Genomic DNA, 20,366 nt, shown 5'->3' with positions numbered 1-20,366 from the left:
CTAATTCCTGCGACGCCAACCCAAAAAACGACGACGCTCTTGTGTCGGTGCCTTGCTGATCAGAGCTTGCGCCAATTGCATGAAGGGCCTGCCGCTTGTCGGGGAAACTGCCGCGATCATCTGCCCACTATTGCTAGCTTGGCTGAAGACCTTCGGTGCAAAACTGAACTTTGCCTTGGCGGGCGCCCCGAAGTTTGCGGCGAACTCATCCGGTTTGATCTCGTCCCGTTTCACCACTCCGATTCTGTTGAGAACAAGCAGCGGGTCGGCATCATTCGGTCTTTCCGCCTTCAGAAGATCGAACATCATCCGCGCGTTCCTCAGGCTAGCAAGGTCTGGTTCGGCCGTGACGATCACCTCATCTGCCGACAACAGCGCCTGACGCACCCACGGCGTCCATTCATGCGGCAGATCCAGCACGACAAAGGGAAAGGTGGCTCGTGCGCACTCAAGAACCTGGTCCAAGACCGCCAAGGCCGGTGGAGCGACGTCCCTGGAGGCGGTGGCCCCGGCGAGAATGCTCAGGTTCGGGCCGTGCGTGTGGAGTAATCGCTCGAAAAAAGCCTCGTCTGGACGCTCAGCCCCGGCAAGCTGCTCGGTAAACCCTACCGGCGCATCGATGTTGTAGTTCAGGGCCGCCGTGCCGAAGTACAGGTCGAGGTCTGCAAGAAGCACCTTCGTCCCTTGCTGTGCCAAGGACCAGGCGGTGTTCTGTGCGACCGTTGAAGATCCCGCTCCGCCCTTGGCCCCAATGAAAGCCAGAACCTTTCCAAGGCGTGCCGCCTCGTCTTGAGGGAATAGCCTCAGAACGACGTCGATCAGACCCAGAGCTCCCACGGGCGAGACGAGATATTCGCCGACCCCCCGCTCCATAAGCCGCCGATAAAGCAAGATGTCATTGACCAGACCTATCACGACAATTTTCGTGTTTGCGTCGCAGACCTCAGCCAGGGCATCGAGTTCTAGGAAAAGCGCATCCCCCTGAAGGCCGGTTTCGATTACCAGAAGATCAGGCGTGGCGTTCGTGGCGAAGAACTGAACGGCAGCCCTCAGGCCACCGGGGCTGACGATGATATTGGCGCGCGCCAGCCGGCGATCGGCGGCTGCTTGGTTGATAGAAAAAATGAACCCCGAGGTCTCGCCGAACGCCCGTAGGCTTATGTAGGGAACCCGCCCCAGAGGCTGCTCCGCTGCATCGAGGGGCTCTGGTTGTACCCCGATCAGCCGCGGCGCGGTATCATCCTCGCGTAATTCAGCTTCGCCACGAAGCCGGTTTTCAAGAAGTTCGCCCTGCGTGTCCTGCCCCTTCACGTTCCTCATCATCTGTTCAACTCAACCATTTCCTGCTGAACACCGCGGAACACGCGGATTGTCTTGGCGGGAGGCGCCTGAACAAGTAGCTCTCTCCCCAACTCGAGTTCTGGCTCCGGCTCATTGCCATCGTTGGCGGGTCGCAGCGCCAGCGTGATTGCGCCAGCGGCCTCGGCGGCGACGATGGTTTCGGCCTCTTCCGGGCTCAGTTCAAGCGTCGCAGTTTTGCCTACGACGGAGCCGGTCTCCGCATCAACCGTCTGGTCGATCGCCAGCACCCTGACCTTTCGCAGGATAGCTCGGCTGCTCGCATCGGCCTGCCCATCGGCTCCTTGCCGCACCCGCGTGTGAAGCACGTCAACCCGATCGTTCGGACGGATGAGCCCGCCCGCAGTTGTGTCAGCGCTGATCCTGACCGCAATGGCGCGGCTTCCTTCAGACAGCATAATCGACAGAAGCCCCGCATCACTCGACGCAAGCTTGCTAGAATAAACAGGCTCACCAATCAGAATGGGGCTGCGCACCGCCATGCCGGCGAAGGCGTCTGTGGCGTCTGGCTTTGCAGCCTGCGTAATATAAATTTCGTTTAGCGCGTCCTGAGGCCAAGGCTGCCAACGCAGCGCGGCGGCATCAAGACGTGTACCGGGAACAAGGTCGGCCGCAGCCACCAGAACATGCTCCATCGGCGCTGAGGCAATCGTTGCTGCATCACCAGTGCCAGGATCGGCACTTCTTGAGAGCCAAGCGGCCGTCCCGCCGCTCATCAGCGCCAGTGCAAAGATCGCCGTGCGTAGCATGTCGTACCTTTTCAGCCGATGGGTGGTTGATCCTGACCCAGTCTAGTCTATCGCCGGCTCAGAACTGAGCGGCGACCCATGGCGTTCTCAAGTAGACAAGCACAGCAGCCGCCGCGATCGCGACCCCGTAGGGAACGCCACAGTCGCGGCGGTGAAGCACTGAGATCCACTGCGGTCCCCGCCAAGGGACTGGCAGGCGCGCTGCCCGGAATATCAGGAGAGATATAGTCAATATGGCGCCAAAGATCGAGGTGTAGAAGATGAAGGTTATAACATTGCCTGCCCCCAACCAGAGGGTCGCGACGGTCAAAAGCTTTACGTCGCCTCCGCCCATCCAGCGACACGAAAAAGCCAGAAAACCAAGTGCGAAGACAATGGCTGCGGCAGCAAAGGAGAAAAGTAGTTCCGAGAGCGTTAGTCCAAACAGCGGCACTGCTACCGTGTAGCCTGCCAGAAGCAGCAAAATTAAGCGGTTCGGAATCCGCATAGTCCGAAGGTCGCCGATGCCGGCGTGGATCATGATGATAGGGTAGAAGTAAACCCAAATCGTCAAGAAGTTCATCACGCCTGACCTGTTCTGCAAGGCATAGAACCGCCGGCGCGGCTAAAAGCCCGCCAGCAGTCTCAAACAAGGGCCTTTTTTATTCGGCGGGAGTAAGTGCGGTGGTGATAGCCTCAAAAGTAGCCGTAAGTTGTGGGCCCATCAACAGTAGCGCGGTAACGACTACTACCGCGACAAGAGCAGCAATCAGTCCGTATTCGATAGCAGTGGCGCCGGAGTCGTTCTTGACGAGGCGGAGAAAGCGATTTTTCATTGCATAATTCCTGCATACTTGGGCGCGACACTGGCCGACGCAAGTTCTGTTAAACGGAGATGGGGACAACTGAGGCGCGCAGCGGCCGCGCCATGAACACTTTTCTAATATATCCCTATGGTTGTGTCCACAATTATCCGGACTTCTCCGCTCCATATTGCGGACAAAGGTTAAAGGTGACTAGTTACCTGATTTATTGGATTTATTCAGTGTTCTAAAGAGGGCTATGTGGTTGTACCTGTTCTCTACCGAGGCTCATCACCTCAGATCGGGCCGGCGATAAAACAACCTTTACGTGTTATCTGGCGAATCAGCCTTGCTAGAGCCAGCAACCGCAAGGTGTGAGCTAAGTCTAGACACAGAGGGAACAGTGTGCGAGGGATCATAGAAAGAACAGACCGGGGCTAAGATGGCAGTGAAAATGCGGTGGCTTGGCGGTCGCTCTGCATCGCGTGGCTGGACGCTCATTCTGATGGTGGGGATCTCCTTCCTGGCAGCTAGCTGCAGTCAGAATAATACTGCAGCTCCCCGAAAGGCACTCCCCTCTCAGGTTCCGAGCGTTCCGGCCGGTAGCGAACTCGCGACGGCCAAGACTAGTTACGAGGCCGGGAACTTCGGCTATGCAGCCCGATATTTCGAAAAATCCTTGAAGGCGTCGCCGCGGAACATGGAGGCCTGCTTAGGTCTCGCAGGCTCCTACGATTGGCTCTACCGCTTCGAGCTTGCCGACAAGACCTATGCCAACTGCCGCAAAATCGGCGGCGAAACCTACGCCTATCACAATAACGTCGGCTTCTCGTATTACCTCAGGGGCGACTATGGCCGAGCTTCGGTCAGCCTGGCACAGGCCCGGAGGTTGCGGCCCGGCCATCCGGTGATCGAGACAAATCTGAGGATTCTCCGCGATGCCTCATCCGGTTAAAGACATGCTGGCTTTTTTTACGCGACTGGTCATCCTGCTGGGCATATTTTCGTCAGCTGGCGCAGCGCAGGACAGTATTGGGCTTACGCTCAGCACACGCCGTGCCGAGCAGGTGCAGGTTCCTGTGGGCGAGTCGCGGGTATTCACGACCGCGCAAGACGTCGAGCAACTGGTGATCGGCAATCCGGCAATTGCTGACGTCGTCGTCATCTCACCGCGCTCGTTCTACGTTTTAGGACAAAGTCTCGGGCAGACGAACCTTCAGGTACTGGCGGGCGGGGAGGCTCTGGTAGGGCTCGTGGATCTTCACGTCACAGTAGATACCGGCGATCTTTCTGCGGCACTTCAGGGGCTGGGGGGCAATATCCGTGTACAATCGATCAACGGGCGGTTGCGGCTGTCCGGAACAGTTCCAGATGCTGTTACCTTGGAGCGGGTTCTTGATATCGCCGGGCAGTATGGCTCGGATGAGGTAATTAACAGCCTCCAGATTACGGACCCGCAGCAGGTCTTTCTGAAGGTGCGGATGATCGAGGCCTCACGCGAAGCGGGGAAGGCTATCGGCCTTGGCATGAGAGCAAATGATGACTCTGGCTCGGCTATCAGGCTTGGCACCGGCCGCATCGCCAATCCAGTGCCGTTCGGAAGCTTCCTAGCCACTATGGTTGATGAAGGAGTTTCTGTCTCGCTCCTGATCGAAGCGCTGGAGGAGAGAGGTCTGGTCCGTAACCTCGCGGAGCCGACGCTGGCCGCCCTATCAGGTGAAACGGCCAGCTTTCTGGCAGGCGGAGAAGTTCCCATTCCCGTGGCGCACGACGGCGATGAGGTCACGGTGGAGTACAAAGAATTCGGCGTCCGCCTTAGCTTTACCCCAGTCGTGCTTGGCAATGGGCTGATCAACCTTACGCTGGAACCGGAAGTAAGCCAGATTGATCTGAACAACACCTACAATACTGGGACCATCGAGCTACCGAGCTTTTCCACCCGTCGTGCCAGCACCACAATAGAACTTCGTGCCGGGCAAAGTTTCGTGATTGCCGGCCTGCTCCAGCGCAACAATGCGCGGCGCCAGTCCCAGGTTCCTTGGCTAGGCAGCGTGCCAATCCTGGGCACGCTTTTCCGGTCGGCGTCTTGGCAAAAAGATGAAACCGATCTGGTGATCATCGTGACGCCCTATCTCAACAAACCCGGCGGTCCTTCTGAGCGGCTTGCGTCGCCGCTGGAGGATTCCATCCTGACTACGGAGCAAGAGTTTTTTCTGAGGGGTACGCAGGAGATCACCAGAGGTGAATTGGAGCGTCGCTTACGCAGGCGCTCCATCGATGCCCCCTTCGGGCACATCATCGAAGGCAGTTCAGGTGGCTAGCTTCCTACGGCTCTTGTGCCTCTTTGCTCTGGCAGGATGCTCTGATCCGATGTCCCATGAGGACGGGATCTGGGCCGAGGCCGGTTCAGCACAACTTAAGAATACAAGCAGTCAGACCATCGGGCCTAACATTGGCTATGGCTGGGGCGCAAACCCTGGCAGCTCGGGGCCTCGCGCTGCCGTTGTGATACAGCAATATCAGGCCAAATCCGGCCAAGCCGCTAGCACGACATCTGGCGAAGCGCTTCCCTCTCTACGTTAGTCTTGCGACCGGCTGTCGATATCAGCCTCTTCACGCCACTTTGCTGGACGGAGCTATGTCCGATAGTTTGGATATACTGCACTGGAAAAGCTCACTGAGCTGCAAGGAGATATTTTCAATGGTCAATTTTTTAACAATTAATGATGTTTTCCTGCTTTAACGCCCGAAGCGGACTAATAGGGCGAGTTACTCTTTTAGTAGTTGCGATTTCGCGCTATATTTTAATGGATTGATTAATGTTGGCCATTTTCGGGAGGAACTCCTCATGAGGCGCAGCAAATTTTCTATGTTGGGGATTTCCTCGGTCGGCTACAAGCTGACTACCCTCTTACCAGCAGAGCGCGGGGCTTCAGCGATAGAATTCGCACTTCTGGCGCCGGTTCTTATTGTAACTATTTTGGGAACAGTGGACGTTGGGCGCGCGCTGACTGAACAAATGAGTCTTAGCTCGCTTCTGCGAACGGGTGCTCAAACGGCAATGGCAGGTGGCGATCTTTCTAGGATTAACCAAGTGCTACATGCGGCAAAGGATGACTCAATCGCGTTGGAAGTGGTGCGCGTTTGCGCTTGCCCCGAAAACGCGGGAGCTACAGTGAACTGTTCCACGACCTGTGCAGGTCTGGCGCCCACGGCCATATATTATCATATAAATGCCGAGAAGACATTCTCCGGAGCTTTCCTACCTGACATTCCTCTCTCTCGGTCACTCCAGGTGCAGGTACGATGATCAGGTGCATAAAGCTTCACAGGCTGGTCGGCTGTGCTTCAGGAGCGGCAGCGATCGAATTCGCAATGGTTGGCCTTATCCTCATCTGCCTTCTCCTCGGGATCTTCGAATTTGGCCGCGCTCTGTTTCTCCGCAACCAGTTAGCCTTTGCTGCTGACATCGCAACGCGTCAAGTCTTGCTTAATCCGCCAGAAACGAGCAGCGATCTCGAAAATCTTGAAGCAGCAATCCGGAATTCTATCCCGTATGATCAAGGTGGACTACAAGTGGAGCTTACACTACCGTCTGAAGAAGGCATTATGCCGATAACGCTACGTCAGCCTTTAAGGCTACTGGTGCCAGACCTTCTTCACAAGAACATCACGTTAAGCGTAAGTCGGCAGATTCCGCTGCCGTAGCCACATTGGAGCGGGCTACGGGGGTCGCCCCGGCACCTAAGGTGGTAAGCCGTCGATGTGAGCTGCTGCCGGTTTCGTGGACACCGGATTAAGCTAGCATAGCGCGGGCCTGGAACTCCATTGGGCTGAGGTAGCCCAGTTTCGAATGGCGCCTGCGCGGGTTGTAGAAGCGTTCGATATAATCGAAGACGTCGGCGCGGGCCTCGTTGCGGGTGCGGTAAACCTTACGGGCCGTCCGTTCGGTCTTCAGCGATGAGAAGAAGCTTTCCATCACGGAATTGTCCCAGACATTACCGGCCCGGCTCATCGAACAGGTGATCCCGTTGTCCGCCAGCAGACGCTGGAACTGCTCACTGGTGTATTGCGAGCCCTGGACGCCCTTCTGTGTGTCAAGCGGTCGCTACTGGTGGTCGGTTGATCTCTTTTTGTCGGGCGCGGATTATGCCGAAGACTTCGCGGGCGATGTAACGCTTGAGCATCCGAATGGCTTCGAGCTTAGAATGTCCCATGGCCGTGCGCTTGGCGACGTAGGCCTTTGTCCGCGGGTCGAGGCGCATCCGGGAGACGGCGATGATATGCAGCGCGCTGTTGGCCGCCCGGTCACCGCCTCGGTTCAGACGATGCCGGATCGTCTTGCCGGAAGATGCGGGCACCGGGCTGACACCGCAGAGTGCGGCGAAGCTGGCCTCGGAGGTGAGGCGGCCCGGATTGTCCCCGGCGGTTAGCAGCAGTTGGGCAGCGGTCTCCCGTCCGATCCCGCAGCGCGTGACGAGGTCAGGTGCCAGGTCTTCCACGATCGCGCCGATCCTCCCGTCGAGTTCGCCGATCTCGTCGTGCAGCTCCACGTAGCGCCGGGCAAGCGATCTAAGCGCGATCCGGCATGCACCCTCGACATCGCGGTAGGCAGACATGTCCGGGCGCGATGCGGCCAGCGTGCGGATGAGCTGCATCCGCGTCATCTCGCGGAGTCTGTCGCGTAGGGCATCCGGGGCGGAGACAATCGTGCCATGGATCATCTGGAGGGCAACGCGCCGTGCGGCGATGGCAGAGTTGCGGCAAACCTTCAGGACACGAAGGGCTTCCACCATACCGTCGCGGCCACGAGGGGTGACGGTGCGAACGCCTGCAAAAGCGGCGTGAGCAGCGTTCTGTGCATCGAGATCGTCATTCTTGCCTTTCCGACGCCGTTCGAGCCTGTCGGGCGTCGTCACCTCCAACACCTCGATCCCAGCCTGCTGGAGGAAGCGTAGAAGGCCCGCGCCGTAGCTGCCGGTGCATTCGACGCCGACGCGGCGCAGGTCGCCGTGAGATCGCATCCAGACGAGCATCTTTCCGTAGCCCTGTCGTGTCGTGGGGAAGGATGCTGTCGCCAAGACGCGGTTGTGATCATCGACCACAGCCGCAACGTGGAGGTCCTTATGTGTGTCGACTCCGCCAGTGACGGTGCTGGTCTTTGATGCCTCGGTATTCGTCATGATCTGGTTCTCCTGCGATCGCTGCATTGAGCGACGCCCAGACCGGTGCGGGACAGGACAGTCATGAGACCCCGCCAAAAGCAGGATCACGCCCTTCTCGGGTCACACGCGAAACCGGCGAGGCGAAGCCTCACCGCAAGGCGTTCCCGGGCGGCCGACAGGTCCAGGGAAAGACACGTCGGTCGATCGGAGTGTGGGTCAAGCCGCACCGAGGCACCCTGCGGCGCCAGCATAACAGACGGTCGATCGGTGTTTGGGTCAGACCGCCCAGGAACTGGCTTCGATCGTATGACTATCCGAGTGGTGCAACAGCGCATCGGCCTTGCCGCGTCGCCAGACCGCCATCATCAAGGCGTCCATGACCAGCGATGCATCTCGGTCGGCCTTCATGGACCAGCCAACCGCGCGCCGGGAGAAGAGATCCAGGACGACCGCGACGTATCCACTCTCCAGTTCCTTGGTCACGATCTTATCTTCGTGTCCACAAAACCGGCAGCAGCTCAAACTTCCTGTTGGATCATTCGTTCGGCTTCAGATTTTGGGGCCTCTTCACAAATGAGGCTTTGTGCACCCGATGTTGCCGAAGCAAGCCAGTTCCGAGCCTGCAGCCGCGCGATGCAGAAGCCGCCTTCACTGTTCACGCCGACATTGCAATGAAGGCGAAGCAAGGCGGGCAGCTGTTGCTCGGCGTCACCACATCGTCTTCAGCCTCACTGCAAAGGCAAAGCCGCCACTCATGCATGCACCGGGAGGGTATAGAGCCCCTGTGACCGATCCAGATGCGCGCACATGGCTTCGACGGCCGCATCGGCGTCTCGGTCCTGCATGAGCGCGACCAGGCGCTCGTGTTCGCGAATGGTGACGCCCTCGTTCCCCGACCAGTGCAGCAGCACGCCGTGATACTGGAACAGCCAGCGCAACATCGACTGGCTTGTGGCGATCAGGATTGGGTTGCCGGTGATCTGCGCGATGCGGTTGTGGAAGTCTATGTCGAGAGACACGAACTCGCCGGCGGTGCCGATGGCGTCCCGCTGCCGATCAACCAATCCGCGAAGATCATCTAAATCCTTAGATGTTGCCAGCGGCACGGCCGTGCGGATCATGCCGCACTCGAACATCCGCCGTGCCTCCTTCAGATGCTCCAAGTGGCTCGGTTCAGAGGAAAGCAGCATCTTCGCGACATCATCAACGCGGCTGAGGACGCTGCCTGCACTCAGCTCGTTGACCCTGCTGCGCTCGCCGTGGCTGATGGTGATCAGGCCCATCGTATGAAGATGCTGCAACGCCTCGCGGACGGCCGGCCTGCCGACGCCGAACCGCTCCATCAGGTCCCGCTCGGAGGGCATGGGCGCGCCGGGGGGCAGCTCTCCCCTGGCCATGAGATCCTGCAGGCGCTCAAGCACCTGGTCGGACAGCTTGCGCCGTACAATCCTGTCGGCAGAGTGGTCCTTGCTCATCCGGGCTCCGTGCATCTTTGGCCCTTCATCTAGGCGCAGATGCGGCGGTGCGCAAATTAGCAATAGTCCAGCCGAAGGGCGGCAGACGGCCAGACCGGAGGGTCAGGTTTACCGTAATCCTGATGTCGCCTGCTTCAAGCACAGCCTCGTTCCCCGCTTCGGCCTGCTTGATCGGCTTTCCTGCGAGCCGGGCCAGGGCCGCGACCGCCTCCGCAATCGGCCTTGCCGTGCCGTCGTCGCGATAGAGGCCGCGCGGACCGTAGAGCGATGCAGGGGTCCAGACGGAAACTCCAGCCGGCGCGATGGCAGCCGCGAGGCCGATGGCGTAGGCGGCGGCAAAGGCGCCATCCTGGCGTGGGTCGTCGGCGGCCATGCAGATCCGGCGGCGGTCCGGGTTCGGGATCGTGCGGCTACCGTATGGGTTGTAGCGCATGGCAATTGTCGAGGGGCCGAGCCTATAGTCCGCCTCACCAATGATCGCTTGGGCTGAAGCAAGGATATGTGGGACGGCCTCCAGCGTCTCGATCACGGATAGATCGTCTGCCGCGTGAACGATGGGGCAGAGCCCGTGGGTCACGAAGTCGAGCCCTTTGGGCGGGCGCTTGCGGTTTAACTCGGGGAAGAAGCTAACAACGCCGCCGCCAAGAGGAAGCCCGGGAAAAGCAGCGCGTGCGGCGCTGGCGATCTGATCCGCAGGCGGGCATGGCGGCCCATTCGAGCCGGGCGGCACTGATTGCCGATCCACGGCAGGCGTGACCATGACCGAAGCCGGACGCAGTCGTGACGCCGAAAGCGCCTGTCCATGCGCAGCCAGTTCCGGGCCGGGGTCTGCATCTCCGGGGCAAGCGGCGATCAGTTCAAGATCAAAGGCTATATCCGGAAAAGCCGCCTGCAGCGCGGCGAAAGCTGCTAGGTCAGCATCCAGCGGCCCCTGCGTTGCGTCAAGATGGCAGAGCAACCTCTGGGGTCCTACGGCCGACAGATCCTGCGGATGATCGAGGGCCCGACACGCTTCAGCAGCCTTCACCTCAAGTGCTGTTTCGGGGAAGCGCGACTCGGGCACCGCTGGACGCGGCGGCGGCACCGGCGCCGCCGCACAGACAGGCTTCCAACTAACGCGCACGCGCTGGTCCAGCGCCGGCCCATCCGACAGGGAATACGGCCAAGGCAACGCAAGCGGACGGTTGTAGGTCTTGAATGACGCATCGCCCCATTGGCGCTGGTCCTCCATCTCGAAGACATCGCCCTCCAGCCGACACTCGATGCGCCAACCTTGGGCATGATGTGACAGCGCGGCGATCTTCTTGAAGGGCTGCCACGGCTCGATCAGGTGGGGCATCTGACCTTGGGTTTCCATGCCGTCCGAGTGTGCGACCGTGACCCGCGCGCCAGCGACGCCGTTGATGGGGTGCAGCACGGTGAAGCCCGCGCGATTGGTCCAGACCTTGCCCGAGACGTCGGCATTGGCGTGGCAATCCAGCCCCTGTCCGTCCAGGCGCAGCGTGATCCGGGCGTGTAGGCGACCTGTTCCCATATCGTAGTCGGCGTCGTAGCTGACAGTGACAGCGTCCGGTGCCTCATCGAGCTGCAGGTTCGACACAGCCGCCGCAACCGTCCCCCAATCACGGTCGCGGACCAGGAACATTACGCCGCGGATCGCCTCGACGCCAGCGACGCGGAGGTGGCGAAGTTGGCCGCCCTCCAGCGTGACCTCGGCCGCGCCGACGCGAAGAATCTGTCGCATGGGCTGAGGTTCATTGATATCGTAGAGCTCCCGGCTCACGTCAGTTCGATCCGGCTGCGAGCCTCGGCCGAGGCATAGGCGGCCTCGACCAGCGCCAGCGTCTTGAGGTTGTCATGGCCCGAGGTTTCGGGCTGCCGCCCCTGTCGGATGCAGTCGACGAAGTGCTGCTGGATGATCTGGACGCTCTCCTGAATGTTGTGCCATGGCCGCTCGGCCCACGCCAGAAGCCGGGGCGAGACGTCGCGCACATCCTCGTTCCCCGCCGACTGGACAGTCAAACGGTAGCCGGCATCCAGCCGCAGCGTTCCCGCATCGCCCTCGATCTCCAGCAGCGTCTCGGGGAAAGTCTCGGGCGTGCGGCGGGTGGCGTAGGAGCAATCGACCACGGAGGTCGCGCCCCCCTCGTGATCCAGCAGCATCGTCGCCACGTCCTCGCCCCGGATCGTCGGGTTGATCTGAGCGGTGCTGGCGGCCAGATGCGTTACGTCCCCTAGCAGCGCGCGGGCAATGTCGAGGATGTGGATGCCTAGGTCCTGAATGATGAAGCGTGGGTCGGTGGCAAGATAGGGTTGACCCGAGAAGATATCATAGCCCGAGCGAAAGCTGACCCGGCCGAAGAACGGCGTGCCGATGGCGCCGCCGCGCACCGCCTCGATGGCCGCGCGGATCGGGGACTGCCAGCGGAAGTTCTCGTGCACCATCAGCGTGCGGCCGGCGGCCTCGATTGCGTTAACCATGGCGCGGGCATCCTGCAGCGTGTCTGCGAAGGGCTTCTGGCAGATGACATGCAGCCCGGCACGAGCCGCCGCCTCGACCAGCGGGCGGTGCGAAGGAACGGTGGTCGCGATGTCCACGAAGTCGAGGTGCTCGGCTGCCAGCATCTCGGCCGCGTCGGTGTAGCGGCGCGCAATGCCGAAGCGCTCGCCGGTCTCCTCAAGCCGCTGCGGGTCTCGGTCGCAGATCGCGGTAACGCGGGCGCCGTCGCAGCCGGCCCATCCGTGCATCTGGTTCTGAGCGAAAAAACCGCAGCCGATCAACGCGCCGTTCAGCATGTCACTTTGCCCCTGCTTCGGATTGCAGCGCGACGCGCGCCTGCAGCTTCTGCTGCGCCTGATCGACGACAACGGCGGCGATGATGACAAGCCCCTTGATGACCGTTTGCCAAAAGGACGACACGCCCATCATCACCAGCCCGTCAGACAGCACGCCGATCACGAAGGCGCCGACGATGGTACCCCCAATCCGCCCGCGCCCGCCCGACATCGAGGTGCCGCCAAGCACCGCCGCTGCAATTGCGTTCAGCTCAAAGCTTTGCCCGGTCGCGGGGTGTGCGGCCACCAGTTGCGAACTGATGATAAGGCCGACCAGCGCCGCGCAGAAGCCGCTGAACATATAGACGAACAGCTTGATCCGCGTGATCTTGACGCCAGACAGCGCCGCGCCGCGTTCGTTCCCGCCGACGGCGTAGATGTAGCGCCCAAGCGGCGTTCGGCGCGAGATGTAGGCCGCGACCACCGCCACCGCGATCAGCATCCAGATCGAGATGGGCAGCCCAAGGAAGTTCCCCGCCCCGATTAGCCGGAACGTGTCCGAGCCGTACTCAGGGTTGCCGTTCAGGTTCGGGAACGTCCGCCCGTCCGAGAACAGCATCGCTGCGCCCCGGCAGACATAGAGCGTGCCGAGCGTCGCGATGAACGGCGCGACGTTCAGTTTCGTGATGAGGAACCCGTTGACCGCGCCGATGGCGATGCCGACCAGCGCGACGATCAGGCAGATCTCCACCGTGCTGAAATGCATCGTCCAGCCGAGCCCGACGTCGATCCCGTTCAGGATCAGGTAGCCCGCGACCATCCCGCACAGGCCCACGATCGAACCGACCGACAGGTCGATCCCGCCCGAGATGATGACAAAGGTCATTCCGATTGCCAGAAACGCGTTCAGCGCGACGTGCTTGGACATGATGACCATGTTTGCTGTCGACAGGAAGTTCGGCGCGGCGAAGGCGAAGAAAGCGAAGACGACGATCAGCGCGATGAAGGTCCGGGCCTTCAGCAGCACCAGCAGCGCCTGCGTCGATTGGTGGCGCGGCCCGGCGCCCGTGGCGGCGATGTCGCTCATGCGGGGATCTCCTGCTTGGTGGATGGCGCGTGGCCCTTGGCCGAGGCGGTGACGACGACGGTCTCAGTCGCCTCGTGCCGCTCGAAGCGGCCGGTCACGCGGCCGTTGGACATGACCACGATGCGGTCCGACAGGGCCATCAGTTCTTCAAGGTCCGAGGTGACGAAAATGATGCCCAGCCCCTCGGCTGCCAACTCGCGCATGACGCGGAACACCTCGGCCTTGGCGCCGATGTCAATCCCGCGCGACGGCTCGTCCATCAGCAGCACCTTGGGCCGCGTCATCAGCGCCTTACCGATCACGACCTTTTGCTGGTTGCCGCCCGAGAGGCTGGACACCGGGTTCTCCATCGAGGCGATCTTGATCGTCAGCCGCTTGACGAAACCTGCAACCGTGCGCCGTTCGCCGCCAAGGTCCATGTGAAAGCCTTTAGTGATCGCACCAAGGCTGGACAGGGTCATGTTCTCGCGGATAGGCATGATCTGGACCAGCCCGTCGTTCTTGCGGTCCTCGGGGATCAGCGCGATGCCGCGCTTGATGCGTCCCGCAACGCCACCGCGCGAGGTGAGCGGCTTGCCGTTCACGAACATGCGTCCAGTAGCATGGGGATGCCGGCCGATAACGCATTCCAGAAACTCGCTGCGCCCTGCCCCCATCAGGCCGTAAACGCCGAGAATCTCGCCTGCACGCAGGTCCAGACTAACGTGATCTACGGCAAGGCCGCCGCCCATGCGGGGCAGGCAGACATCCTCTGCGCGGAAGATCTCTTCGCCGAAATCGTGGCTGTCGGCTTTGGCGTAGTCCTTGCTGGCCTCGCCGATCATGCTGCGGACGATCCAATCAAGGTCCACCCCCTCCATCGGGCGGGCGCCGGTGATGGCGCCGTCACGAAGAACCGTGATGTGATCTCCGATCCGCAAAAGCTCCTCCAGCCGATGCGAGATATAGACGATGCCGACGCCCTGACGGCGCAGGTCGGCGATGACGCGGAACAGGATATCCACCTCGGTGGCGGACAGTGCGCTGGTCGGCTCGTCCAGGATCAGGATGCGGGCGTCCTGCGCCAGGGTCTTCGCGATCTCCACGACCTGCTGCTGGCCAACGCGCAGATCCCCCACCAGCGTGTCAGGGTCGATGTCGTGTTCCAGCCGCGCCATCAGCGCACGCGTCTCGGCCCGCTGAGCAGCCATGTCGATGTCGATGCCGGCGCGCGTGCGCTCGCGACCGATGAAGATGTTCTCGGCCACGGTCATGTTGGGAAAAAGGTTAAGCTCCTGGAAGACGATGCCGATGCCGTGGCGGCGCGCCTCGTCGGGGCTGCCGATGCGGACGTCCTGCCCATCGATCAGGATGCGGCCCTCGGTCAGCTGCTCTACGCCCGCGATGACCTTCATCATCGTAGACTTGCCGGCGCCGTTCTCACCCACCAGCACATTGACGGCGCCCATGTGCAGGTCGAAGTCGACCGACTTCAGCGCACGGGTGCCGGGATAGACTTTGGTGCCGCCGCGGATGGAGAGGCCGATGGTCATGGCTGGGCCTGCAGCGCTACAGGCACCATGACCCAGTCCGCGGCGGCCGCCGTCAGCGTCATCGCGCCGGTGACGGTCATGCGCTGGCCGGTCAGATCGCCCTCTGGCAGTGCCAGCCGCTCATGGGACTGATCGTTCAGCGCGCGGGCGAGCTTGGCGAATTCGATCTGGTCGCGGAAATCGGTGAAGGTCAGAAAATCCAATGCATCCCGCAAGGACGTCCCGCGGATCACCGGACCTAGCTGCACCGTCACGTCGCCCGCGCCGTCGCCGGTCGTGTCCAGCGTCACGTTTGCGGCGCGCGAGGCGCGGTCCTCGGCCACCACCACGCCCTCGGCAGTCACGATGAAGTTCCACTGACTACCCTCGGCCGCAGCTCGGATGCCATGCGCCGCCCCTGCCTCGTCAAGACCGCCAGCAAGCGCGTCCCGCAGCGCAGGCGCGGTGACGGCGCGCTCGCTCAGGTAGACCGGCAGGCGCTCGTCGAAGATCTCGGCCGCGCGCAGGGCCATGCGCTGGTCATCGTCCAGCGGGGTGGCGGCCGCCTGATCCTCGGGGTCGGGGTTCGGCACAATCTTGCAACCGGGTAGTGCGGACATGGCCAACATGCCCGCCAGAACGGCGGTCTTGGTGCTAAGCATCCAGAAAATCCTGATTGGAGCTGGCCCGGCGGCAAGGCCGGGCCGGTCGGCTTATTCCGCCAGTGCGAAGGTTTCCAGCTGGGCGACGTTGTCCTCGTTAATGAGGATGCAGTCCATCAGCTGCTTTTCCTCAAGCCCGGTGGATCCGGTCTTCAGGTACTGGTCGGCCTGCTCGACCGCCAGCTGCGCCTGCCGGTAGGCGGGTTGCAGCACAGTGGCCTTGATGCCGCCCGCCTTGATGGAATCGCGCACGTCGTTCGAGCCATCGAAGCCGACCACGATGACGTCGGTCCGCCCGGCCGCTTCCAGCGCCGCCCAGGCCCCCATCGCCATGGTGTCGTTGCCCGAGATCACGCCCTTGATGTCGGGCTGCGCCTGCAGGATCGTCTCCATCACGGTGTAGGCCTCGGTCTGCGACCAGTTGGCGGTCTGCTGGGCGACCATTTCCATGTCCGGGTACTGATCGATGATGTCGTGATAGCCAGAGGACCGGATGCCCGCGTTCGTGTCCGCCTCGCGGCCCAGCAGTTCCGCGTACTGGCCTTCCTCGCCCATCAGGCGCACGAACTCCTCAGCGCCAAGCTGCGCACCTTGGTAGTTGTTCGACACGATCTGGCTGACGGCAATGCCGCTTTCCTTGATCTCCCGGTCGATGAGGAACGATGGAATGCCCGCGTCCTTGGCGCGCTGGACGGCGGCGACGGTCGCGTCGGCGCCCGCGTTGTCCAGGATGATCGCCTTGGCGCCGCGCGCGATGGCGGTGTTGAACAGCTCGGACTGCTTGTTCGGGTCATCGTCATGGACCATCACGACGGTTTCGTAACCAAGCTCCTGCGCGCGCGCCTCAGCGCCGACGGCCTCGGCCTTGAAGAAGGGGTTGTCGTGGCTGGGGGTGATGATGGCGATCAACCCCTCCGCGGCGGCAAGGCCAGGCAGGGCGACGGCCAGCGAAAGGCCCAAGGCCGAGATCATCAGCCTGCGGTTAAGTTTCATGTATTCCTCCCTATGATCAGCCGGGTTTCTCTGCCCGTTCCTCTCTGACAGCTGTGACGGTGGCACTGATTTATCATCTGGTCAACAGGTATGATGAGATAATCCCTATGGCATTATCCACTGGCCCAAGCCAATCGAGATCACCGGCACATATGTGATGAGCGCAAGCGCCGTCAGCACCACGAGGATCGGCCATACGAGCGACGCGAAAATAGCCTGCACCGGCACCCGGGCGACCGCAGCTGCCGCGAAGAGGTTGACCCCGAGCGGCGGCGTGATCATCCCAAGCGCCAAGTTTACCACGATGACGATGCCGAAATGCACGGGATCGACGCCAAAGCTGATCGCGACAGGCGTCAGGATGGGCGCCAGAACGAGGATCGCCGCACTCGTTTCAATGAACATGCCGACGATCAGCAGCAACAGGTTCACCCCCAGCAAGAAGGTCAAGGCGCTGGCAAAGTTCTCTTGCGCCCAACTTCCGACCGCGCCCGGCAGGCCTGACAGGCTGATCAGAAAGCTGAACAGCGCGGCAGCGGAGATGATCAGCATCACAGCGCCGGATGACATTGCCGCAGCGCGAAAGACGGCCGGCAATTCGCGCCAGGACAGTTCGCGGTAGACTAGGATCGACAGGATCAGCGCGTACACAACTGACACTGCCGCCGCTTCAGTTGGTGTAAACACGCCGCCATAGATGCCTCCGACGATGATGATGGGCATCATCAGGGCGCCAAAGGCCCGGCGCAGCGCGGGCAGCACAGGCTGGCGCCCCTCGGCATCGGCGAGCCCGTAGCCAGCGACACGGCACCAGACCTGCACCATCAGGACCAATCCCCCGGCGATCAGTAGTCCCGGCCCCAGCCCTGCAAGAAACAGCCGGGTGATCGAAGTCTCGGTCGAGACGGCATAAAGGATCAGCGGCACCGAGGGCGGAATGATGACGCCAAGCTCTGCCGACGAGGCCTGCACCGCGCCCGCCATTCCTACCGGGTAGCCGTGCCGTAGCATGGCGGGGATCAGAATTGAGCCGACCGCGAAAGTCGTCGCCACCGAGGAGCCCGAGATCGCGGCAAACAGCATGCAGGTCAGCACGCAGCAACTGGCAAGCCCGCCCTGCACGTTGCCGACAAGCGACTTCACCAGGTCCACCAGCCTGGCCGAGATGCCGCCCTGCGTCATGATCGCGCCGGCTAGAATGAAGAAGGGAACGGCCATCAGCGGAAAACTGTCCAGGCCGGTGAACATGCGCTGCGGGACGACAAGCAAGGGCAGGTTCGAGAAGAACTGGATGGCGAAGACCGATGCCAGCGCGATCGACACCGCCACCGGTACGGACAGCGCAAACAAAGCGACCAGTCCGACTGCCAGGGCGCTGTTCATGGTGTTCCCCTTTCCTGATCCAGATGGCGCAGCAGGACACCTGGGATAGCCATCAGGGCACCGACAGGGATAGCGGCATAGAGCCAGCTCATTGAGATCCCCAGCATCGCCACACGCTGCGCCTGAACGCGCAGAGTCATCGACCAGCCGAACCAGAACAGCACACCCAGCAGCAGAAGGGTCAGGCCGGTCACCAGCCGGATGACCCAGATCTGCCAATCCTGCGGCAGAAGCCCCCGCAGGAAGTCGATGGGGATCATGCCGCCGAGCCGAAACGCTGCAGATGCGACGAGGAAGGTCGACCAGATGATGAAGGCGCGGGCCGATATTTCGGACCATCCCGCCGCGTCGCCCAGAATGAAGCGGGTGATGACCTGGAAGAACACGAGCCCTGTGGCGACTGCCAGAAGCAACGCTGCAAGGTTGTGCGACAGGCGGACGATGGCTTCGCCCAAAGCCTCGACGTGTTTCATGCTGTACTCCGCCGATGGGGCGGGGCGCCCTGCCCCGCCGACCGCGTTCAGTCCTGCGCCGCGCGGATGCGCTCGATCAGCTCAGGTGCATAGCGCGACGCGAACTCGTCATAAGCCGGCTGGACAGCAGCGGCAAAGGCGGCCTTGTCGATGTCTTCGACGACCTCCATCCCGTTCTCCTTCATCAACGCGATGCCGCTTTCCTCGTTCGCGGCGACCGTGGCGCGGGTCGCCTCTGCCGCGGCGTGGCCGGCCTCGACGAACCAGCCCTGCTGCTCGGGCGTCAGCGTGTCCCAGTGGATCTGCGACATCGCGACGACCGCAGGGGAATAGACATGCCCTGTCAGCGTGATGTGGTTTTGGATCTCCCACATGTTGTTGGCGGTCACGATCGGGATCGGGTTCTCCTGCCCGTCGATGGTACCCTGCTGGAGCGAGGTCAGCACTTCGGTCCAGCTCATCGGCGTGGGCGCGGCGCCGGCGGCGCGGAAGGCAGCGATATGCACCTCGTTTTCCATCGTCCGCAGTTTCATCCCGGCCATGTCGGCCGGCTCGCGGATGGGACGGACCGAGTTGGTGAGATGACGAAAGCCATTTTCAGCCCACGCCAGGCCGATGATCCCGTGCGGCTCGAAGCTGCTCAGAAGCTCCTGTCCGATCTCGCTGTCGAGCACCTCGTGGGCGCTTTCATAGTCGTTGAAGAGGAAGGGGAAATCCAGGGCATAGACTTCTGGAACAAAGTTGCCGATGGGCCCAGTGGACGAGATCGTCAGCTCGACGGTGCCGATCTGCAAGCCCTCGATCACGTCCCGCTCGCCGCCCAAGGCGCCGGCCGGGCGCAGCGAGATCTCGAACGCCCCGTCCGACAGTTCGGCGATCTTATCGGCAAAGGCGCGGGCTCCGTCGCCGTAATGCGACTCCGCTGGCGGTGTGAAGGCAAGGTTCATGACCTTGCCTTGTGCCAAAGCGGGCCCGGCAGCCAGCAGCATGGCGAGCGCCGAAGCAGTGACAGACAATTTCCTCATAACTTCCTCCCTGGTAAAGATAGACAACGACGGCGCTCCCCCAGCTCCGTCAAGCGTCAGGTAATGCGCCGGATGCTCTCGGCGATTTCGTCCCACTCGAAGACGCGCTTCCAATCATCGCGCATCAGCATCGGCTTGCCAAATTCGATCGCCTTGTTGCAGGCGTCCGAAAATGCCCCTTCGCGCTCGTTGAAGAGCACCGCGCCAAGGATGTTCATGTGGCCCAGCAGGAAGTCGCGGGCACATTCATGGCTGACGCCGCTGCGGGCGACCGTCTCGTCCAGCGCCTCGCGCATGACCGCCATCAGCGAGGCGCAGACGGTTTCGGACAGGCCCGGTTCCAGCATCGCCATCTGCTTGACCGTCACCTCATAACTGCGCGCAACGGGAGCGTAGATCGCGCGTGCGATGCGGTCGCCAAGCTCGTAATGCTCGCGCGGGCCCTGCATGAGCGCGTTGACAACGCCTTGCTTGGCGGCAATGCCGCCAAAGTGATCGGCCCGGCCCTCGGGCGTCGTCTCGTCGTTCCAGATCGGCGGGTGGCAGGGATGGGTGACGAAATAGGTGATGTCCTCCCGCTCGGGCAGGTGCCCGGCGAAAGGCGCAGCCGCATCGAGGATCACGACCATCGTGCCGGCGGCAAGCGCCGGGACGATGGCTCCAGCTACCTTGCCGATCACTGTGTCCGGCACGGCAAGGATGACCACCTCGGCGTCTCGCAGCGCCTGCTCCTGCGGCACGCAGTCGATACCTGTTTCTGCCTTTAAGCGTGCCTGCCCGGCCTCGCTGACCTCGACATGCGCCACATCGAAGTCGGTTCGCGCAAGGTTGGTGGCCAACCGCACCCCCATTTTCCCGCCTGCACCCAGCAGCGCCACTTTCGTCATCCTGCTTCCCCCGTCCGGAATCGTCTTGTCAAACTGGTAT

Annotated in this window: 20 protein-coding genes and 2 pseudogenes; 4 read left to right on the top strand and 18 right to left on the bottom strand. The window is 61.8% G+C overall.

What is annotated here, in order from left to right:
* The 4 genes from ACZ2G3_RS20220 to ACZ2G3_RS20205 form a co-directional block, all read right to left on the bottom strand.
* On the bottom strand, positions 1-1,320 hold the full coding sequence (locus tag ACZ2G3_RS20220) for an AAA family ATPase (RefSeq protein WP_470400116.1): 1,320 nt from the start codon (positions 1,318-1,320) through the stop codon (positions 1-3).
* On the bottom strand, positions 1,320-2,108 hold the full coding sequence (gene cpaB, locus ACZ2G3_RS20215) for a Flp pilus assembly protein CpaB (protein ID WP_470400114.1): 789 nt from the start codon (positions 2,106-2,108) through the stop codon (positions 1,320-1,322). Before cpaB ends, ACZ2G3_RS20220 begins: the two co-directional genes overlap by 1 nt.
* Positions 2,109-2,166: 58 nt before the next feature.
* Entirely contained in the window at positions 2,167-2,670 is a 504-nt protein-coding gene (locus ACZ2G3_RS20210; protein ID WP_470400113.1) for an A24 family peptidase, read from the bottom strand.
* 79 nt (positions 2,671-2,749) lie between these two features.
* On the bottom strand, positions 2,750-2,923 hold the full coding sequence (locus ACZ2G3_RS20205; RefSeq protein ID WP_470400111.1) for a Flp family type IVb pilin: 174 nt from the start codon (positions 2,921-2,923) through the stop codon (positions 2,750-2,752).
* 409 nt (positions 2,924-3,332) lie between these two features.
* Here ACZ2G3_RS20205 and ACZ2G3_RS20200 point away from each other — a divergent pair, with 409 nt between their 5' ends.
* From ACZ2G3_RS20200 to ACZ2G3_RS20185, 4 genes are all read left to right on the top strand, one after another.
* Complete coding sequence (locus tag ACZ2G3_RS20200; RefSeq protein WP_470400109.1) at positions 3,333-3,845, top strand: tetratricopeptide repeat protein; 513 nt, start codon at positions 3,333-3,335, stop codon at positions 3,843-3,845.
* Positions 3,829-5,211, top strand: a complete 1,383-nt coding sequence (locus ACZ2G3_RS20195; RefSeq protein WP_470400108.1) for a type II and III secretion system protein family protein — start codon at positions 3,829-3,831, stop codon at positions 5,209-5,211. The genes ACZ2G3_RS20200 and ACZ2G3_RS20195 overlap by 17 nt, the downstream gene beginning before the upstream one ends.
* A 527-nt stretch (positions 5,212-5,738) precedes the next feature.
* Complete coding sequence (locus ACZ2G3_RS20190; RefSeq protein ID WP_162623703.1) at positions 5,739-6,200, top strand: TadE/TadG family type IV pilus assembly protein; 462 nt, start codon at positions 5,739-5,741, stop codon at positions 6,198-6,200.
* Positions 6,197-6,598 (top strand): TadE/TadG family type IV pilus assembly protein, encoded by a 402-nt coding sequence (locus tag ACZ2G3_RS20185; RefSeq protein ID WP_470400106.1) that lies wholly within the window; start codon positions 6,197-6,199, stop codon positions 6,596-6,598. Before ACZ2G3_RS20190 ends, ACZ2G3_RS20185 begins: the two co-directional genes overlap by 4 nt.
* Before the next feature lie 88 nt (positions 6,599-6,686).
* On the opposite strand, the pseudogene ACZ2G3_RS20180 reads toward ACZ2G3_RS20185, so the two are convergent.
* The 14 genes and pseudogenes from ACZ2G3_RS20180 to ACZ2G3_RS20115 all read right to left on the bottom strand — a co-directional run.
* Positions 6,687-6,971 (bottom strand): annotated as a pseudogene (locus tag ACZ2G3_RS20180) (IS3 family transposase); the annotation flags it as partial.
* A gap of 16 nt (positions 6,972-6,987) precedes the next feature.
* Positions 6,988-8,073, bottom strand: a complete 1,086-nt coding sequence (locus ACZ2G3_RS20175; RefSeq protein WP_470400105.1) for an IS110 family RNA-guided transposase — start codon at positions 8,071-8,073, stop codon at positions 6,988-6,990.
* Between the two features lie 294 nt (positions 8,074-8,367).
* Positions 8,368-8,514: pseudogene (locus ACZ2G3_RS20170) on the bottom strand (DDE-type integrase/transposase/recombinase); the annotation flags it as partial.
* 293 nt (positions 8,515-8,807) lie between these two features.
* Positions 8,808-9,530, bottom strand: coding sequence for a transcriptional regulator NanR (gene nanR, locus ACZ2G3_RS20165; protein WP_470400103.1), 723 nt, complete (start codon positions 9,528-9,530; stop codon positions 8,808-8,810).
* A 25-nt stretch (positions 9,531-9,555) separates the two neighbouring features.
* The gene (locus ACZ2G3_RS20160) at positions 9,556-11,313 is read right to left on the bottom strand and encodes a D-apionate lactonase family protein (RefSeq protein WP_470400101.1); all 1,758 of its coding nucleotides are present in this window, start codon (positions 11,311-11,313) and stop codon (positions 9,556-9,558) included.
* The gene (locus tag ACZ2G3_RS20155; protein ID WP_470400099.1) at positions 11,310-12,326 is read right to left on the bottom strand and encodes a Gfo/Idh/MocA family protein; all 1,017 of its coding nucleotides are present in this window, start codon (positions 12,324-12,326) and stop codon (positions 11,310-11,312) included. Before ACZ2G3_RS20155 ends, ACZ2G3_RS20160 begins: the two co-directional genes overlap by 4 nt.
* Position 12,327: 1 nt before the next feature.
* Complete coding sequence (locus ACZ2G3_RS20150) at positions 12,328-13,392, bottom strand: ABC transporter permease (RefSeq protein WP_470400097.1); 1,065 nt, start codon at positions 13,390-13,392, stop codon at positions 12,328-12,330.
* Positions 13,389-14,924, bottom strand: coding sequence for a sugar ABC transporter ATP-binding protein (locus tag ACZ2G3_RS20145; RefSeq protein ID WP_470400095.1), 1,536 nt, complete (start codon positions 14,922-14,924; stop codon positions 13,389-13,391). Before ACZ2G3_RS20145 ends, ACZ2G3_RS20150 begins: the two co-directional genes overlap by 4 nt.
* A complete protein-coding gene (locus tag ACZ2G3_RS20140; RefSeq protein ID WP_470400094.1) occupies positions 14,921-15,565 on the bottom strand; it encodes a DUF2291 family protein in 645 nt (214 codons plus the stop codon). Before ACZ2G3_RS20140 ends, ACZ2G3_RS20145 begins: the two co-directional genes overlap by 4 nt.
* Before the next feature lie 51 nt (positions 15,566-15,616).
* Positions 15,617-16,558, bottom strand: coding sequence for a substrate-binding domain-containing protein (locus ACZ2G3_RS20135; protein ID WP_470400093.1), 942 nt, complete (start codon positions 16,556-16,558; stop codon positions 15,617-15,619).
* A 105-nt stretch (positions 16,559-16,663) separates the two neighbouring features.
* Positions 16,664-17,941, bottom strand: coding sequence for a TRAP transporter large permease (locus tag ACZ2G3_RS20130; RefSeq protein ID WP_470400092.1), 1,278 nt, complete (start codon positions 17,939-17,941; stop codon positions 16,664-16,666).
* Positions 17,938-18,396, bottom strand: coding sequence for a TRAP transporter small permease (locus tag ACZ2G3_RS20125; RefSeq protein ID WP_470400091.1), 459 nt, complete (start codon positions 18,394-18,396; stop codon positions 17,938-17,940). Before ACZ2G3_RS20125 ends, ACZ2G3_RS20130 begins: the two co-directional genes overlap by 4 nt.
* Positions 18,397-18,461: 65 nt before the next feature.
* Positions 18,462-19,439 (bottom strand): TRAP transporter substrate-binding protein, encoded by a 978-nt coding sequence (locus ACZ2G3_RS20120; protein ID WP_470400234.1) that lies wholly within the window; start codon positions 19,437-19,439, stop codon positions 18,462-18,464.
* Positions 19,440-19,495: 56 nt separating this feature from the next.
* Positions 19,496-20,326, bottom strand: coding sequence for a phosphogluconate dehydrogenase C-terminal domain-containing protein (locus tag ACZ2G3_RS20115; RefSeq protein ID WP_470400090.1), 831 nt, complete (start codon positions 20,324-20,326; stop codon positions 19,496-19,498).
* Positions 20,327-20,366: the final 40 nt, after the last annotated feature.

This window comes from Paracoccus sp. KKT209, from assembly GCF_055635455.1.
Note: the sequence above shows the minus strand (reverse complement) of the source record. Positions and strands in the feature narration are given on the sequence as shown.

Coding starts and splice junctions, on each gene's coding strand:
- ACZ2G3_RS20220 (WP_470400116.1), bottom strand. CDS start 1,320: ATGAGGAACGTGAAGGGGCAGGACACGCAGGGCGAACTTCTTGAAAAC.
- cpaB (WP_470400114.1), bottom strand. CDS start 2,108: ATGCTACGCACGGCGATCTTTGCACTGGCGCTGATGAGCGGCGGGACG.
- ACZ2G3_RS20210 (WP_470400113.1), bottom strand. CDS start 2,670: ATGAACTTCTTGACGATTTGGGTTTACTTCTACCCTATCATCATGATC.
- ACZ2G3_RS20205 (WP_470400111.1), bottom strand. CDS start 2,923: ATGAAAAATCGCTTTCTCCGCCTCGTCAAGAACGACTCCGGCGCCACT.
- ACZ2G3_RS20200 (WP_470400109.1), top strand. CDS start 3,333: ATGGCAGTGAAAATGCGGTGGCTTGGCGGTCGCTCTGCATCGCGTGGC.
- ACZ2G3_RS20195 (WP_470400108.1), top strand. CDS start 3,829: ATGCCTCATCCGGTTAAAGACATGCTGGCTTTTTTTACGCGACTGGTC.
- ACZ2G3_RS20190 (WP_162623703.1), top strand. CDS start 5,739: ATGAGGCGCAGCAAATTTTCTATGTTGGGGATTTCCTCGGTCGGCTAC.
- ACZ2G3_RS20185 (WP_470400106.1), top strand. CDS start 6,197: ATGATCAGGTGCATAAAGCTTCACAGGCTGGTCGGCTGTGCTTCAGGA.
- ACZ2G3_RS20175 (WP_470400105.1), bottom strand. CDS start 8,073: ATGACGAATACCGAGGCATCAAAGACCAGCACCGTCACTGGCGGAGTC.
- nanR (WP_470400103.1), bottom strand. CDS start 9,530: ATGAGCAAGGACCACTCTGCCGACAGGATTGTACGGCGCAAGCTGTCC.
- ACZ2G3_RS20155 (WP_470400099.1), bottom strand. CDS start 12,326: ATGCTGAACGGCGCGTTGATCGGCTGCGGTTTTTTCGCTCAGAACCAG.
- ACZ2G3_RS20150 (WP_470400097.1), bottom strand. CDS start 13,392: ATGAGCGACATCGCCGCCACGGGCGCCGGGCCGCGCCACCAATCGACG.
- ACZ2G3_RS20145 (WP_470400095.1), bottom strand. CDS start 14,924: ATGACCATCGGCCTCTCCATCCGCGGCGGCACCAAAGTCTATCCCGGC.
- ACZ2G3_RS20140 (WP_470400094.1), bottom strand. CDS start 15,565: ATGCTTAGCACCAAGACCGCCGTTCTGGCGGGCATGTTGGCCATGTCC.
- ACZ2G3_RS20135 (WP_470400093.1), bottom strand. CDS start 16,558: ATGAAACTTAACCGCAGGCTGATGATCTCGGCCTTGGGCCTTTCGCTG.
- ACZ2G3_RS20130 (WP_470400092.1), bottom strand. CDS start 17,941: ATGAACAGCGCCCTGGCAGTCGGACTGGTCGCTTTGTTTGCGCTGTCC.
- ACZ2G3_RS20120 (WP_470400234.1), bottom strand. CDS start 19,439: ATGAGGAAATTGTCTGTCACTGCTTCGGCGCTCGCCATGCTGCTGGCT.
- ACZ2G3_RS20115 (WP_470400090.1), bottom strand. CDS start 20,326: ATGACGAAAGTGGCGCTGCTGGGTGCAGGCGGGAAAATGGGGGTGCGG.